The organism is Actinocrinis sp. (assembly GCF_035605935.1).
Taxonomy (GTDB): Bacteria; Actinomycetota; Actinomycetes; order Streptomycetales; family Catenulisporaceae; genus Actinocrinis.
In genome coordinates, this window is sequence record NZ_DATNGK010000111.1 from 1 (window position 1) to 14,394 (window position 14,394).

Here is a 14,394-nt window from a genome sequence, read left to right on the forward strand (position 1 = left end):
TGGCCGTGGCCGACATCTGGCGCATCGCCGACGGCAGGATCGTCGAGCACTGGGACGTCGTCCAGGAAGTGCCCGAGGAAAGCGCCAACAGCAACACGATGTTCTAGGCCTGCGACAAAGCCGCGGCGCGGCGGGAAGCGTATCGCTCCCGCCGCGCCCCCATGAGCCAACCGGTCCCGCACCGCCCGCATCGACCCCGCGGAGCACGCCGTGACCGCCGTCGGCGAGCAGATCGTCACCCGTTTCGTGACCACGTTGAACGAACGCGATTTCGACGCCTTCGAAGCCCTCTTCGTCGACGACTACCAGCAGCACCAGACGCTGGCCACCGACGACTACGTCGCGGTCAACTTCGTCTACCACTAACCGGTGTTGCGGCTACCGGCCGTGGCCTGCGTCCACCGAGTCGAACTGTCAGGATTTGAACCGCACCCTCGGCACCAATGCCTCTAGCATCCTGCTGTGACGAACGTATCAAGTAGCCCCGGCGATCTTGTGCTGTGGCAGGGATGGGAGCCGCGGCGCGCTGTCGACCTCGAGCAGGCCATCGCCCTGCTGACAGCCCCGGGGCACTGGGGCGAGGTGTTTGTCCTCGATGGTGTTGCGGCGCGCGGATTCCGCCCGCCGCGACTTCTGACCATCACACCGGTCGAGAATGAGACCGCGCTGGAGCAGGAGACGCCGGCCGAGCTGCGCCGGGCGTGGGCGGTGACCTACCGTCAGATCGCCGAGACCGCTGCGCGGCAGTCCGCGCCCTATGCGATCTACTTGCTGGGCGTGAACCCGCCTGACGGGCTCTCGCCGGAAGAGCTCGCAGAGTTCAACGGCTTCTACACCGATGTACACCTTCGCGAGGTCGCCGAGCGGCGCCGTGCGCTGCGCGCCGTTCGATACGAGCGGGCCGAGGAGATCAAGCCGCCGTATCCGTCGGCGCCCTCCTATCTTGCCGCCTACGAACTCGACGAGGCCTCGGCGGCCGTGCGCAGGCACACCGGACCCGCGTACAGTCCAGGTCCCGCCGTCTGGCAGCGACACACCACACCGTGGCGGCTGTGGTACCTCCTGCGTTCGAGCGCTGCCTAGCTGACGCCCGATTGGCCCGCGCGATACCGATAGGTACACGGCGGCGCTGCCTGACCGCTGCTGCGCGGATGCGCGGCGGGGTTAGCGCGGCTGGTCGGCTCGGCCGACCAGGATGATCCGCACCGCGTGCGCGGCCTCGCTCAGCGCGTAGATGATCCGCAGGTGGCCGACCTGCATGCGGCGGTAGGTGCCGGATCCGCCTAGCGGCGTGGAGCCGGCCGCTCGCGGGTCGCCGGCGAGCAGGTGCACGGCCGGGATTACGCCCGCGGCCGCGTCGGGGTAGGTCTTGGCGAGCGTAGACAGCTGCTCGATCGCCTCGGGTTCCCAGATCAGCTCGTAGAGGACGGCGTCGTCTCTCACGTCGGTCGGCTCTTAGAGGGCGCGGCCGTCCGGCGCCATGCCGAACAGCGCGGCGACCTCGGCGTGTGGCACGCCCGTGCGGCGCTCGGCGGTGACCCGCTCGGCCTCGGCCAGGTCGCGGGAGTCCTCCAGCTGCCGGTAGTAGGCCAGCCGCTCGGGGCTGATCAGCACGGCGGCCGGTTCGCCGTGCTCGGTCAGCTCCACGATCTCCCCGCCGTAGCGGGCTCGGTTGACGACCTTGCCCAGGTGCGCGCGCGCCTCGCTCAGCGTGTAGGTGCTCATGCTGCAAAGTGTACGATTCGTAGCCTTTGCAGGCTAGGGCGCGGCGGGCGGAACCTGGTGCGCGGCGCTGTCCGGCGACTGCGATTGCGATCCGGCGGGTTCGGGAGCCGGACGCGGTTCGGGTTCGGCTCCCGCCGCGCCCTTGGCGGCGGCTCTGGCGGCCTGCTCCAGGCGGAAGAAGCCCGCCGAGTGGACCATCATCGCCGCGAATCCGCTGGCCAGGACCGCGATCCCGGCAGGCCACATGATGTGCCAGAACCCGGCGAACACGCCGGTGAACGCGAGCAGCTGCGCGAGCGAACGGGTCACCCGCACCGCGAGCGAGTCGGTGATCCGGCGCCGGAAGGTCTCCTGATAGTTGATCAGCAGCAGCGCGGCCAGCAGCGGGATGGCCACCGAGAACGCGATCACGCAGGTCTTCGCCGACCAGTCCAGGCCCGTCACGGTCAGGAACGGCTGCACCAGCACCAGGCCGATCGCGATCAGCCCGCCGTAGATCACGTTGTTCTGCCTGATCCACTCCTGCTGCTGCGCCGGCTCCTGCGCGGATTTCTCGATCCACGCCGTCTGCAGCCGTGCCTCCTGCACCGCCGCCTGCCGGATCTCTTCCGCCTGCTGCTTCGGGTCGACCGCCATGACGGTCATCATCCCAGGGCGTTCGCGGCGCTTCGCAGAGCACGCACCGACCATGCTGACCTCACGCGTCGCGGGTGGCTCGCCAGGCGCCGAACCCGAGGAAGACGGCGAGGTAGAGCGCGAGGTCGAAGAGGGCGAAGCCGAACGAGGGGACACGTGCGGCGTGCGGCCCGGCTGGCGGGTGCACGGTGGCCAGCGCGCTGGCGGCGTTGATCAGCAGCAGGTGGTCGGGCAGGTAGCTTGCGCCCTCGAAGGTGCGCGCGAGCGGGTAGGCGAGGAAGACCAGGGCGAACATGGCGCAGATGGCGGCGGCGGTGTGGCGCAGCAGCGCGCCGAGCCCGAATCCGACCATCGCGACCACGGCCGCGTAGAGCCCGGCGCAGGTCACCGCGCGCAGCACGTGCGCGTCGGTGACGGGCACGTTGAGATGCTCGCGGCGCAGCACGAGCTGGCCGAGCAGGAACGCGCTGAAAGCGCACAGCTCTGAGACGAGCAGCGCGAAGACGCCGAGCGCCAGGGCCTTCGCGGTATACAGCACGGTGCGGCGGGGCGCCGCGGTCAGGGTGGTGCGGATCATGCCGGTGGCGTATTCGGTGCTGACCGCGAGAACGCCCAGGGCGCCGAGGGCGAGCTCGCCGAACTGGAAGCCGCTGAGCGGGTCGCCGACCGGGTCGAACCCGGCCCGGTCGGCGGCGCTCATCGTGGCCCAGTGCCCGGTGACTGACAGGACGTCGAGCAGTCCGACGCCGAGGCCGAGAATGAGCGCGGCGGCCGCAGCTATGAAGGTGGAGCGCTGCGCGCGCAGTTTGATCCATTCCGAGCGCAGCAGTGCGGGCAGCGCGGCGCCCCGAGATGCGGGCGTCGTGGGTATTGGTGCGGAGGCGGTGGTCATCGCGGGCGTCCTTCAGGAGCGGGAGGTCGAGGCGGGGTTCGGGTCAGCAGCCGGGTTGGGGTTCGCGCGGTATTCGACGGAAGCGGCCGTCAGGCGCATGTAGGCGTCCTCCAGGCTGGCGCCCGGTCCGGCGGCGCGGATGAATTCTCGAACACCGGTGTCGGCGAGCAGGCGTCCGCGGCCGATGACGATCAGGTGGTCGGCGGTCAGCGCCATCTCGCTGATCAGGTGGCTGGAGACGAGCACGGTGCGGCCTTCGGCGGCCAGCGACTTCATCAGGGTGCGCATCCACAGCACGCCTTCGGGATCCAAGCCGTTGACCGGTTCGTCCAGCAGCAGCACGCCCGGGTCGCCGAGCAGCGCGGCGGCGATGCCCAGGCGCTGACGCATGCCGAGGGAGAAGGAACCGGCTCGTTTTCCGGCGACGCCGGCGAGCCCGGTCAGTTCGAGCACGTGGCGGACACGGCCGGCGGGCAGGCGGTTGCTCGCGGCGAGCCAGGCCAGGTGATCGCGGGCGCGTCGGCTCGGGTGCAGCGCCGCGGCATCGAGCAGTGCGCCGACCTCGCGCAGCGGGCGCGGCAGCGAGCGGAACGGGCGCCCGTTGATCAGCGCGTGGCCCGCGTTCGGTGTGTCCAGGCCGAGGATCATGCGCAGGGTGGTGCTCTTGCCCGCCCCGTTCGGGCCGAGGAAGCCGGTGATCCGGCCCGGCTCGACACGGAAGCTGAGCCCGTCCACCGCCGTGGTCGCGCCGAAGCGCCGGGTCAGCGCGTGGACCTCGATGGGGGGAGGGTTGGTCGAAGCGTTCATGCGCCCTACGGTGCCGCCTCGTGTTGGGCCGGCACATCTGCCCGCGGCCTGGCCCGGTCTCTACCCGTGGGCGTACGACTCGGGGGCGATGCCGCAGGCACCCGGCTCGCCTACGCTGCGAGCGTGGATCTTCCCGCGCCGCCTCCGCTGCTCACGCGCATACGCCCCGCGTGGTGGTCGCTCGCGAACCGGATCGCCGCGGCGGGCTACGGCGCGGGGGCGGTGTTGCTGCTGGCCAAGCGCGCCGACGGGGTACTGCCCGTACTGGGTGCGATCGCGTGCGCCGCAGCGGTGGCCTGGCCGATCGCCGCGCGCGCTCGACGGGCACGAGCCGCGCTGGCCGTCTCCTTGGCGGCGTTCGGCGTGATCGCGGTGTGGCAACCGCGTTGTGCGTCCGCTGCGCTGGTCCCGCTCGGGTGCGTGCTCTACACGATGGGCTCGGGCGCCAGGCCGCGCACCGCCGTGTGCGCACTGCTGGCCGCACTGGGCGCCGCCGGCGCCACGGCGCTGCCGGACTTCAAGCACGGCGGTGCGGCCGGATTCTTCGGCGCCTCGTACATCACGCTGTGGACGATCGGATTCGCGGTCGGCATGCACCGGCGCTCCACCGCGCTGGCACTACGCGGGCAGGCGCAGATCGCCCGCGGCCGACTCGATCAGGCCCGCCGTGAACTGGTCGAGCAGCGCATGCGCATCGCGCGGGAACTGCACGACGTCGTGGCCCACCACATGAGCGTGATCACCGTGCAGGCGGGCTACGGCGGGCTGGTGCTTGAGCAGGCTGTCAGCGCGCCGAGCGTCGCGAGCGCCCGCGCTGCACTGGGCGTGATCGAGACTACCGGCCGGCAGGCGCTCGACGAGATGCGCCGCCTGGTCGAGGTGCTGCGCGCGCAAGAGGACGCGGAGGCCGGCCGCTGGGGTTCGGGGTCCGTTCTGGCTCCGGCGCCGGGGCTCGGCGATGTGCCGCGCCTGCTCGAATACGGCGCCCACGCCGGGGTGCACGTCACGGTCATTACAGCCGGCAATCCGCGCCCGCTGCCGGCGGGTGAGGACCTGGCGGCGTACCGGATCGTGCAGGAGGCGCTGACGAACGTGATCAAGCATGCGGGCGGCGCTGCCACGCTTCGGCTCGAATACGGCGAGCGCACCCTGACCATCGAGGTGACCAACGGACCGAGCGCGCGCAGCGAGATGACGCGCCCAGCGCAGAACCCGCAAGCAGGAGAAGGAGAAGCTGGGCGCGGCACGGCGGGGATGCGCGAGCGCGCGCTGCTCTACGGCGGTGACCTGGAAGCCCGGCCCACTGGCGACGGCGGCTTCCGGGTCACCGCCCGCCTTCCGCTGCCCGCCGCCGAGCAGACCGGGGCTTTCGACGCGACTGCCGCACCCGCCGAGGCCGCGCGGTGAGCCTGCGCATCGTCGTGGCCGACGACCAGGAACTCGTGCGCGCCGGGCTGAGCGGCATCCTTCGGTCCGCGCCGGACCTGTGCGTCGTCGGCGAGGCGGCCAACGGCCGGGAGGCGGTCACTCTCGCGCGCACCGAGCGCCCCCACCTCGTGCTCATGGACATCCGCATGCCTGAACTCGACGGCATCGAAGCCACCCGGCGCATCACCGCCGACCAGGACATCAAAGTTCTGATCTTGACGACGTTCGACCACGACGAATACGTCTACAGCGCGCTGCGCGGCGGCGCGAGCGGCTTCCTGCTCAAAGACACCCCGCCCCGGCAGCTCATCGAGGCCGTGCACGCTGTCGCGACAGGCGAGACCCTGCTCTCCCCGGCGATCACCAGGCGCCTGATCGCCCGGTTCACCGCGCGGCCGCCCGCAGCCCCCGTGAGCGTGTCCGGCCTTGAGTCGCTGACCGCACGCGAGCGTGAAGTCCTCGCGCTCGTGGCCGAAGGACTGACCAACGACGAGATCGCCCGACGCCTCTACATCAGCCCCGGTACCGCCAAAACCCATGTCCGGCATCTACTGGCGAAGCTCGACGCGCGTGACCGCGTCCACCTGGTGATCATCGCGTATCAGGCGGGACTGCCGGCCGCGTGGCTGGAGCGGTGAGGCCGCGGCGTGGAGCCGGACCTGTGGCCGGCTACAAGCCGGTTGCCCGCGGGTGGCGCGGTTCGTAGATACCCACCTCGCCGCCGCCGGGCAACCGGAATCTGGTCAAGCGCCCCCATCGCGCCTCGGTGACCGGTGCGCTGAACGCGACGCCGCGCGCGGACAGCTTTTGCAGGACCGCGTCCAGGTCGCTGCACATCAGGTACAGCTCGTGCCGGCCCGCCGCGTCCGCCGCGTCTGCTGCATCCGCCGGGTGGACGGCGAGCTCGGCCGGCGGCAGCTTGAACACCAGCCAGCCGCCTCCGGCGTCAACGTGCGGATACTCCAGCACGTCGCGGAAGAAGGCCCGATCGGCCTCAGCGTCCTGGCTGTACACGATGACGTGCGCGCCGTCGATCATGTGCACCAGGATACTCAGGACGCGGTCAGGACACCGGCTCGAAGCGGATCTGCGGGGCGCACTGCGGCGCGAGGAACGCCAGCAGCCGCAGCGCCTCCTCGGTCAGCTCCTCTCGGTGCTCGGCGGACAGCGCTGTGAAGTGCTGGACCGTGAGCTGGATGCTTGCTTGCGCTCCTTTCGAGCTGTCGCGGGCTGTGCGCCACAGGCCGCTGTACACCCCGTCGAGCAGGAAGTATCCGAGCGCGGCGCCGTTGCCGGGGAAGAGCGGGACGCGATAGCCGTGCGGGTTCACGCGGGAGCGGTCCGCGTGCGCGAAGAGCAGGTTGTCGTACTCGGGCAGGAAGCGGGCCGGGGCGGGGATGTCGGGATCGGGACGCGGCGCGTCCGGCAGGTCGAATAGCGGCGCGCCGTTCTCGCTCGCCACGACGTGCAGGGTGGGGCGCAGCCGGTCGAAGACCTCGCGCAGCCGGGTCAGGCCGCTCCACGCCTGCGCGTCCATCACGCTGGCCGGCCCGAACGCCGCCAGGTAACGGCGCACCATGGCCTCGACGTCGGGCTCGTCCACCGGGTCGCGCCCGAGCCACGCGCGGGTCGTGGTGTGCGCGATGCGCCCGCCCTCGCCCCAGATCCCGCGCGGCGGGACCTGCACCAGCGGCAGCTGCGAGCGCGCGGCCTGGGCGAGCGCCGCCGTGTCGCGGTCCGGGAACCGCTCGGCCAGCAGCGCGCCGAGTTCGGCGAACGTGCGCGGCTGCTGCTCGGTCAGCTCCCGCGCCGCCTCGGCCAGCGCCGCGCGGTCGAGGCCTTGGTAGTGGCGTCCGAACGCGGCGTGCGTGCCGCGCTCGATCACCGGGTCCACCAGGGGCCGCCACGCCAGGGCGTCCTGCGCGGTGACCAGGTGGATCGTGCCGCGCATCAACGCGATGCGCACGACGTGCCGCTGGCGGTAGAGCTCGGAGAGCTCGTCGGCGGCGAAATCGCGCAAGCGGGCCCACAGCCCGACGTATGGGGCGAGCGGCGCCTGCGCCTGCATCCCGCCCAGGTGCGCGATCTCCGTCAGGGCGTCGGCGCTGGCGCGCGCCAGCAGGTGCTGGCGCGCGAGCGTGGCTCGCCCCGCCTCACGCGGGGACAGGACAGTGCCGGTCATGTCAGCCCACCGCTCCCGTGCGCATCCAGCCGTCGCTGCGTTCCCGCAGCGCCAGCACCACCCAGCGCGCGAGCGTGAACACCCCGATCACGCACCACAGCCCGGTCAGCGCACCCCCGGAGCCGCTGCCACTCGTGCCCACCGTCGCGTGCGGCGGGGCGATGGCGCGCAGTACCGCGAGCCCGCTCAGGAACACCCCTGTGCAGCCGAGCGCCGCCCAGGCCAGATACACCGCGTCACCGGCGCCGATCAGTACCCCGTCCAGCACGAACACGACCCCCGCCGGCAGCTGAAGCACCGCGGCGAGCGCGAGCACCGGCATCAGGGCCGCGCGCACCGCCGGATCGGGCGTGAACAAGGGCACGTACAGCGGCCGCGCGGCCCACAGCGCGAGCCCGGTCAACACGCCGAACCCCAGGCCCCAGCGCACCATCCGCCGCACCGTCGAGCGCACCCGCGCGCGGTGCCCCGCCCCCAGGTCCCGGCCGACCAGTGCCTGCGCCGCGATCGCCAGCGCGTCCAGGGCGAGGGCGAGGGTCAGCCACAGGTTCGTGGCGATCGTGTGCGCGGCCAGCGCGACCGTGCCGTAGCCGCCCGCGGTCCACACCGCGGCCAGCAGGTAGATGCGCAGCGCGGCGGTGCGCGCCAGCAGCGCCGCGTTCGCGCCGAGCGAGGCGCGCAGCGCGCCCGGGTCGGGACGAAGCGGCACGTCGTGGGCGCGGGCCGCGCGAGCCACAGCGGCGCAGTACGCGGCGGCCATCGCGCCTTGCACCAGCACCGTGCCGAGCGCGGAGCCCGCGATACCCAGGCCGGCGGGGTACACCAGCGCCCAGTTCAGCGCCGTGTTCGCCACGGCGGCGGCGGCCGCGACCAGCAGCGGGGTGCGGGTGTCCTGCAAGCCGCGCAGCAGCCCGGTCGCCGCGAGCACGGCGAGCATCGCGGGCAGCCCCAGGCAGCTCAGCCGCAGGTAAGTCACCGCGTAGGGCGCCGCCGCCGGGGTGGCGCCCAGCAGCGCGACGATCCGGGGCGCCAGCGTCGCGCCGGTGATCGCGAGCAGCACGCCGAGCGCGGCGGCCAGGTAGATGCCGTCGACGCCCCGGGACAAAGCGCCGCGCCGGTCCCCGGCCCCCAGCAGCCGCGCAACCTGGGCGGTGGTGCCATAGGCGAGGAAGACGCACACGTTGACCAAGGTCGCCAGCGCGGTGCCCGCGGTGCCGAGCCCGGCCAGCTGCGCCGCGCCCAGGTGCCCGACGATCGCCGAGTCCGCCAGCAGGAACAGCGGTTCGGCGATCAGCGCGCCGAGCGCGGGGACGGCCAGGCGCAGGATCTCGCGCGCTGAGGCGCCCGGATCCTCGCCGTGATCGGCCGTGCCGCCGCCGGCTGCGGGGGAGTGGGCCTGCGCCGGTAGTCGGCTGGAGCCGGGAGCGGGGTCGTGGTCGCGAAACGGGCCGATCGCGGCGTCGTCGTCCGGGTTCACCTCGCTCGTCTTCACGCCTCCCGATCATGCCATGCCGCGCGGTGAACCGATCTGACGTGGCGCCAGCGCGCCGCAGAGCTCTGGCCTGCGAAGATCGGCAGCGTAATGCGGTCGTGGGCGCGCGTGCTCAAGCCCGCGCGAAAGACGGCGCCGCACTGGGGGGTCGCCGGGTGTCGGCCTCGTCTGGCAAGCTCGGACCCGCCGACTGACCGCGCCGCCAGGAGCCGCCGTGACCGCCGCCCCAGTCTCCGCAGCCGACGACCGCCTGATACCCCGTCACCGACCTGCCGGGGCGAGCGTCGTGCTGCCGCTGACCGCCCGCGACCTCGCCCCCGACATCGAGCGTGCCGGGCAGGTCGAGCCGCTGGGCGCCGGCTGGCTGACGGTGACCGTGATCATCGGCGTCATGGCCGCGCTGATCGCCCTGGGCGGCATGGTGCTCTCCTTCCGCGCCGTGAGCACCGAGATGATCCCCGCGTTCGGGGCGCGCTGGGCCTGGCTGGTGCCGATCGTGGTGGACATGACCGTGTTCGTGTTCTCCGGCGTCGACCTGGTCCTGGCCCGGCTCGACATGAGCCACCCGCTGGCCCGCTGGACCGTCTACGGCGCGACCGGCGGCACCGTGTGGCTGAACTACTCGGTCGGCGGCAGCGTCGCCGGACGTGTCGCGCACGTGCTGATGCCCGCGATCTGGGTCGTGTTCGTGGAGCTGATGCGGCACGTGGTGCGCCGCCAGGCGAACCTGGCCACCGGATCGCACCGCGAACCGATCCCGACCGCGCGCTGGCTGCTCTCGCCCTGGCCGACACTCAAGCTGTGGCGGCGCATGGTGCTGTGGCGGGTGCACTCCTACCCGCGCGCGCTCGATCAGGAGAAGATGCGGCTGGGCGCGGTCGCGGCGGCGCGGGAAACGCACGGGCGGCTGTGGCGCTACCGCATCAGCCCGCTGACCCGCCTGCAGATCAACCTCGGCGAACTCGGCGCGCACGACCTGCGGCCGCAGATGGCAGGAGCGGCGACAGCGCTACCTGCGACGAACGGCTCTCCGAGAGTCGAGCACCTGGGCGTGGCGGTGGTGAACGGTGCCCCGGCGTCTGAACCGCACGCGCAGGCAGAGCACGCGCACGCGGCCACCGGTGTGCCGGACATGCAGAACCCTGCGGAAACGCAGACCGGGCCGCTCCACGGTGCCGCGAACGTTCCCGCGCAGCGCCCGCAGCCGCCGGTGAACGGGACCGACCCGCTGCCCGGCGTCGCCGCCGCGGGAGCGGCCGCCGGCGCCGTCGCCCGTGAAACGGCGGCGCAGCAGACATCGAACGGCAGCCCGCAGCCGCCCGCTACCGCCGTCCCCGCGCAGCGCGCCCACGCCGCCGCGCCCGCCGTGCCCTTCCCGCCGAACGCCCGGCGCGAGAACCCCGCGCAGAATCCCGTGCAAAATCCGGCCCGGGACGCGGCGGACGGCGAGAGCGCCGCACGCCAGGAACCCCCGCACGTCGAATTCCAGGCCCCGCCCCCGATGCCGCAACTGCCGCGCCGCAGCGTGCGCGAGAGCGAGCTGCTCACCGCCGCCCGGCAGGTCGAACGCTGGCGCGGCCAGCCCTCAGCCACCCGCATCAGCCGCGAACTGGGCATCGGCACCCAGCTCGCCAACTTCCTGGCCAACGCCCTACGTGAGGAGGACGGGCTCGCCCCCGACGAGACCTAGGGCGCGCACCACGGCTACGGCGCGCCGCGCGGATCGGAATACGCCCCCGCCGCTGCTACCGTGGAGGTAGCCGTTCATCCCGCACGGAAGAGTCCCGCAACGCCGCGGGCGCCGAAGGAGCAACCCCTCCCCGGAATCTCTCAGGCACACGGACCGTATGGGACAGGCGACTCTGGAAAGCGAGGACGCCGCCGCGTGACCCACCGGGTCCGCCGGATTCCTCCACCGACGGTGAAAGCCGGGCGAACGACCCCGCGACGCGGGGCGGGCAGCCCGGCGAAGCTCTCAGGTCCCATGACAGAGGGGGAGAGGCCGACGCGCGACCGCCGCGCGCCGGAATGGGACCCCGCTGGAGGCTCGCGATGGCCGACTCCGCCACCACCACGACCCCCACCCCGCCGCCGGCCGGCCCGCCACAGCCGGGCCCCGCCCCCGTGCCCACACCCGCACACGCGCGCCAGAACCCGGCACCCCAGCAGCCCGCGCCGCGCTCCAGCGCGTCGCTGACCGACCTGGAAAGCGCCTCACCGTTCGCGGCCCGGCACATCGGCCCCGGCCCCGAGGACCAGGCCAAGATGCTCGCGCTGCTCGGCTACGCCTCCCTCGACGAGCTGACCGAGGCCGCCGTCCCGGCCACCATCCGCAGCGCCGAACCCCTCTCCCTGCCCCCGGCCCGCTCCGAGGCCGAAGTCACCGCCGAACTGCGCGACCTGGCCGCCCGCAACCGCGTGCTGCGCAACATGATCGGACTCGGGTACTACGGCACCATCACCCCGCCGGTCATCCGCCGCGGCGTGCTGGAGAGCCCCGCCTGGTACACCGCCTACACCCCCTACCAGCCGGAGATCTCCCAGGGCCGGCTCGAAGCGCTGCTCAACTTCCAGACCATGGTCGCGGACCTCACCGCGCTGCCGACCGCCAACGCCTCCCTGCTCGATGAGGGCACCGCGGCCGCCGAGGCGATGACGCTGGCCAAGCGCTCGGCGAAGAACAAGTCGAACACGTTCCTGGTCGACGCCGACCTCTTCCCGCAGACCCTCGCCGTGCTGCAGACCCGCGCCGAACCGCTCGGCATCGACCTGCTCGCGGTCAACTTGGCCGCCGGCGCGCTGCCCGACGTCGAATACTTCGGTGTGCTCGCCCAATACCCCGGCGCGAGCGGCACGGTGCGTGACCTGACGTGGGTCGCCGAGCAAGCGCACGGGCGCGGCGCGCTGTTCGCGGTCGCCGCCGACCTGCTCGCCCTGACCCTGCTGCGCGCGCCCGGCGAGTTCGGCGCCGACATCGCGGTGGGCACCACGCAGCGCTTCGGCGTGCCGCTCGGGTTCGGCGGCCCGCACGCCGGTTACATCGCCGTGCGCGACGGCCTGGCCCGCTCGCTGCCCGGACGCCTGGTCGGCGTCTCCCAGGACGCCGACGGCGACAGCGCCTACCGGCTCGCGTTGCAGACCCGCGAGCAGCACATCCGCCGCGAGAAGGCCACCAGCAACATCTGCACCGCGCAGGTGCTGCTCGCGGTGACGGCCGCGATGTACGCGGTCTACCACGGCCCGGACGGGCTGAGCGCGATCGCGCGGCGCGCGCACCGCTACGCCGCCGTGCTGGCCGCCGGACTGCGCGCCCACGGCTACCACCTCGCCTCCGAGGCGTTCTTCGACACCGTCACCGTGCAGGCGCCCGGCCGCGCCGCCGAACTGTGGCACGCCGCCCGCCTGGCCGGCATCAACATCCGCCTGGCCAGCGCCGACGCGGTGTCCATCGCGTGCGACGAGACCACCACCTACTCCGACCTGCAGGCGCTGTGGGGCGCGTTCGGCATCGAAGGCGCGCAGGTGCACCTGCTGGACGAGAGCACCCCCGACGCGTTGCCCGCCGCACTGGCGCGCACCAGCGCGTTCCTGACCCACCCGGTCTTCCACCGGCACCGCTCCGAGACCGCGATGCTGCGTTATCTGCGGCGCCTCTCGGACCGCGACGTGGCGCTGGACCGCTCGATGATCCCGCTCGGCTCCTGCACGATGAAGCTGAACGCCACCACGGAGATGGAGCCGATCACCTGGCCCGAGTTCGCGGACCTGCACCCCTTCGCGCCGCTTGAGCAGGCCGGCGGGTACCTGACGCTGATCGGGCAGCTGGAGCGGTGGCTGGCCGAGGCCACCGGCTACGACCGGGTCAGCGTCCAGCCCAACGCCGGTTCGCAGGGCGAACTGGCCGGGCTGCTGGCGGTGCGCGCCTACCACAGGTCGCAGGGCCAGGGGCAGCGCGACGTGTGCCTGATCCCCTCCTCTGCTCACGGCACCAACGCAGCGTCCGCGGTCATGGCCGGGATGCGTGTGGTCGTGGTCGGCTGCCGGGAGAACGGCGACGTGGACGTCGACGAGCTGCGCGAGAAGATCGCCGAGCACCGCGATCGCCTCGCCGTGCTCATGGTGACCTACCCCTCCACGCACGGGGTGTTCGAGGAGCAGATCACCGACGTGTGCGCGGCGGTACACGAGGCCGGCGGGCAGGTGTACGTCGACGGCGCGAACCTCAACGCGCTGGTGGGCCTGGCCAAGCCGGGCCGGTTCGGCGCGGACGTGTCACACCTGAACCTGCACAAGACCTTCTGCATCCCGCACGGCGGCGGCGGCCCCGGCGTCGGCCCGGTCGCGGTGCGCGCGCACCTCGCGCCGTTCCTGCCCAACCACCCGCTGCACCCGGTCGCCGGACCTCAGCGCTCCGCCGCTCCCGCGGTCGGCCCGGTCTCGGCCGCGCCGTGGGGTTCGGCCGGGATCCTGCCGATCCCGTGGGCGTACATCCGGCTGATGGGCGCGGAAGGCCTCAAGCGCGCCACGCAGGTGGCGGTGCTGGCGGCGAACTACGTGGCCGCGCGCCTGGCCCCGCACTACCCGGTGCTCTACACCGGTCCCAGCGGCCTGGTCGCGCACGAATGCATCCTGGACGTGCGGGAGATCACCCGGCAGACCGGCATCACGGTCGAGGACGTGGCCAAGCGGCTGATCGACTACGGCTTCCACGCCCCCACGATGTCGTTCCCGGTGGCCGGCACGCTGATGGTCGAGCCCACCGAGTCGGAGGACCGCGGCGAACTGGACCGGTTCTGCGACGCGATGATCGCGATCCGCGGCGAGATCGAGCAGGTCGCCAGCGGGGCGTGGGACCGCGAGGACAACCCGCTGCGTCAGGCCCCGCACACCGCGGCGAGCATCGCGGGGCAGTGGGAGCACCCGTACGACCGCGCCACTGCCGTGTTCCCCGCCGGGCACGCGCAGGCCGCGGACAAGTACTGGCCCCCGGTACGTCGTATCGACGGTGCGTACGGCGACCGCAACCTGGTGTGCTCCTGCCCGCCGATCAGCGAGCTCGCCGAGGGCTGAGCCGGTCCGCAGACAAGCGCAAAGCCGATAGCTACACCCGAGAAGCGCCGTTCCGGGGCCGGAACGGCGCTTTCTCAGTGTTCGAAGCCGTCCCTAGGCTCGTCGCGACAAGGAGGAGGGAGGCATCATGGTTGTCATGACCGCGGAAAGATTCGATCTGCC

At 72.6% G+C, this 14,394-nt stretch carries 15 protein-coding genes and 1 riboswitch; of the genes, 7 read left to right on the forward strand and 8 right to left on the reverse strand.

Going from position 1 to position 14,394, the window contains the following annotated elements:
* From VN779_RS26740 to VN779_RS09720, 3 genes are all read left to right on the forward strand, one after another.
* Nucleotides 1-107, forward strand: a 107-nt coding sequence (locus VN779_RS26740; protein ID WP_422653122.1) for a nuclear transport factor 2 family protein, incomplete at its 5' end; no start/stop codon positions are given.
* A 103-nt stretch (nt 108-210) separates the two neighbouring features.
* Nucleotides 211-366 (forward strand): hypothetical protein, encoded by a 156-nt coding sequence (locus VN779_RS09715; protein ID WP_325722127.1) that lies wholly within the window; start codon nt 211-213, stop codon nt 364-366.
* A 96-nt stretch (nt 367-462) separates the two neighbouring features.
* Complete coding sequence (locus VN779_RS09720; protein WP_325722128.1) at nt 463-1,083, forward strand: hypothetical protein; 621 nt, start codon at nt 463-465, stop codon at nt 1,081-1,083.
* A gap of 81 nt (nt 1,084-1,164) precedes the next feature.
* Here the strand turns inward: VN779_RS09720 and VN779_RS09725 are convergent, their stop codons facing one another.
* The 5 genes from VN779_RS09725 to VN779_RS09745 form a co-directional block, all read right to left on the reverse strand.
* Nucleotides 1,165-1,443, reverse strand: coding sequence for a type II toxin-antitoxin system RelE/ParE family toxin (locus VN779_RS09725; RefSeq protein ID WP_325722129.1), 279 nt, complete (start codon nt 1,441-1,443; stop codon nt 1,165-1,167).
* Nucleotides 1,444-1,455: 12 nt separating this feature from the next.
* Nucleotides 1,456-1,725, reverse strand: a complete 270-nt coding sequence (locus tag VN779_RS09730; RefSeq protein ID WP_325722130.1) for a type II toxin-antitoxin system Phd/YefM family antitoxin — start codon at nt 1,723-1,725, stop codon at nt 1,456-1,458.
* Nucleotides 1,726-1,758: 33 nt separating this feature from the next.
* On the reverse strand, nt 1,759-2,361 hold the full coding sequence (locus VN779_RS09735) for a hypothetical protein (RefSeq protein WP_325722131.1): 603 nt from the start codon (nt 2,359-2,361) through the stop codon (nt 1,759-1,761).
* 61 nt (nt 2,362-2,422) lie between these two features.
* On the reverse strand, nt 2,423-3,253 hold the full coding sequence (locus tag VN779_RS09740) for an ABC transporter permease (RefSeq protein ID WP_325722132.1): 831 nt from the start codon (nt 3,251-3,253) through the stop codon (nt 2,423-2,425).
* A gap of 12 nt (nt 3,254-3,265) precedes the next feature.
* On the reverse strand, nt 3,266-4,060 hold the full coding sequence (locus VN779_RS09745; RefSeq protein ID WP_325722133.1) for an ABC transporter ATP-binding protein: 795 nt from the start codon (nt 4,058-4,060) through the stop codon (nt 3,266-3,268).
* Between the two features lie 123 nt (nt 4,061-4,183).
* Here VN779_RS09745 and VN779_RS09750 point away from each other — a divergent pair, with 123 nt between their 5' ends.
* Together VN779_RS09750 and VN779_RS09755 are read left to right on the forward strand one after the other, a co-directional pair.
* Nucleotides 4,184-5,467 carry a sensor histidine kinase gene (locus VN779_RS09750; RefSeq protein WP_325722134.1) on the forward strand — a complete coding sequence of 428 codons (1,284 nt, stop codon included), beginning with the start codon at nt 4,184-4,186 and terminating at the stop codon, nt 5,465-5,467.
* Complete coding sequence (locus tag VN779_RS09755) at nt 5,464-6,126, forward strand: response regulator transcription factor (RefSeq protein WP_325722135.1); 663 nt, start codon at nt 5,464-5,466, stop codon at nt 6,124-6,126. The genes VN779_RS09750 and VN779_RS09755 overlap by 4 nt, the downstream gene beginning before the upstream one ends.
* A gap of 31 nt (nt 6,127-6,157) precedes the next feature.
* Here VN779_RS09755 and VN779_RS09760 read toward each other — a convergent pair whose 3' ends face one another.
* The 3 genes from VN779_RS09760 to VN779_RS09770 are packed head-to-tail and all read right to left on the reverse strand — an operon-like array spanning nt 6,158 to nt 9,162.
* Complete coding sequence (locus VN779_RS09760; protein ID WP_325722136.1) at nt 6,158-6,526, reverse strand: VOC family protein; 369 nt, start codon at nt 6,524-6,526, stop codon at nt 6,158-6,160.
* A 25-nt stretch (nt 6,527-6,551) separates the two neighbouring features.
* Nucleotides 6,552-7,670: a winged helix DNA-binding domain-containing protein gene (locus VN779_RS09765; RefSeq protein WP_325722137.1), complete on the reverse strand. Its 1,119-nt coding sequence runs from the start codon at nt 7,668-7,670 to the stop codon at nt 6,552-6,554.
* 1 nt (nt 7,671) lies between these two features.
* The gene (locus VN779_RS09770) at nt 7,672-9,162 is read right to left on the reverse strand and encodes an MATE family efflux transporter (RefSeq protein ID WP_325722138.1); all 1,491 of its coding nucleotides are present in this window, start codon (nt 9,160-9,162) and stop codon (nt 7,672-7,674) included.
* A gap of 214 nt (nt 9,163-9,376) precedes the next feature.
* Here VN779_RS09770 and VN779_RS09775 point away from each other — a divergent pair, with 214 nt between their 5' ends.
* Both VN779_RS09775 and gcvP read left to right on the forward strand, forming a co-directional pair.
* Nucleotides 9,377-10,852, forward strand: a complete 1,476-nt coding sequence (locus VN779_RS09775) for a DUF2637 domain-containing protein (RefSeq protein ID WP_325722139.1) — start codon at nt 9,377-9,379, stop codon at nt 10,850-10,852.
* Nucleotides 10,853-10,926: 74 nt separating this feature from the next.
* A riboswitch (glycine riboswitch) is annotated at nt 10,927-11,018 on the forward strand.
* A 196-nt stretch (nt 11,019-11,214) separates the two neighbouring features.
* The gene (gene gcvP / locus VN779_RS09780; protein ID WP_325722140.1) at nt 11,215-14,232 is read left to right on the forward strand and encodes an aminomethyl-transferring glycine dehydrogenase; all 3,018 of its coding nucleotides are present in this window, start codon (nt 11,215-11,217) and stop codon (nt 14,230-14,232) included.
* Nucleotides 14,233-14,394 lie beyond the last annotated feature (162 nt).

What these genes read in the sequence shown, in the direction of transcription:
- VN779_RS09730 (WP_325722130.1), bottom strand. Translation starts at nt 1,725, where the DNA reads ATGAGCACCTACACGCTGAGCGAGGCGCGCGCGCACCTGGGCAAGGTC.
- VN779_RS09735 (WP_325722131.1), bottom strand. Translation starts at nt 2,361, where the DNA reads ATGGCGGTCGACCCGAAGCAGCAGGCGGAAGAGATCCGGCAGGCGGCG.
- VN779_RS09740 (WP_325722132.1), bottom strand. Translation starts at nt 3,253, where the DNA reads ATGACCACCGCCTCCGCACCAATACCCACGACGCCCGCATCTCGGGGC.
- VN779_RS09745 (WP_325722133.1), bottom strand. Translation starts at nt 4,060, where the DNA reads ATGAACGCTTCGACCAACCCTCCCCCCATCGAGGTCCACGCGCTGACC.
- VN779_RS09760 (WP_325722136.1), bottom strand. Translation starts at nt 6,526, where the DNA reads ATGATCGACGGCGCGCACGTCATCGTGTACAGCCAGGACGCTGAGGCC.
- VN779_RS09765 (WP_325722137.1), bottom strand. Translation starts at nt 7,670, where the DNA reads ATGACCGGCACTGTCCTGTCCCCGCGTGAGGCGGGGCGAGCCACGCTC.
- gcvP (WP_325722140.1), top strand. Translation starts at nt 11,215, where the DNA reads ATGGCCGACTCCGCCACCACCACGACCCCCACCCCGCCGCCGGCCGGC.